We start from the raw sequence: 264 nt of genomic DNA, 5'->3' as shown, positions 1-264 counted from the left end.
ATGGAATCTTCATTCTGCCGACAGCCGCATTATACAGATCGCCCCATGCGTGATAGCCGTCAACGGCCAGGCCTTCAATCAGCCTTTCTTCTGAAGCGCTGAGCTTCTCTTTGACCCGGTCTCTTCTTTCATTTAAAACATATGTGAGATCCTGAAGTTCCGGTTTTTGCAGCAGCTCCTCCCAGACCCGCTCGTCAATCCGGGCAAGTGTATCGTCAAGGGTGACCAGAGCGGATTTAAAATCACTGCTCAGCTGATTGATCC

General features: G+C 50.4%; 1 pseudogene. It reads right to left on the bottom strand.

Annotation, left to right across the window (positions count from 1 at the left end):
- Window positions 1-264 (bottom strand): annotated as a pseudogene (locus tag KVT31_RS29640) (M3 family oligoendopeptidase); the annotation flags it as partial.

Source organism: Bacillus sp. GbtcB14 (assembly GCF_019091205.1).
GTDB classification, from domain to species: Bacteria; Bacillota; Bacilli; order Bacillales; family Bacillaceae_G; genus Bacillus_A; species Bacillus_A cereus_AG.
This window is presented reverse-complemented; position numbering and strand designations above follow the sequence as displayed.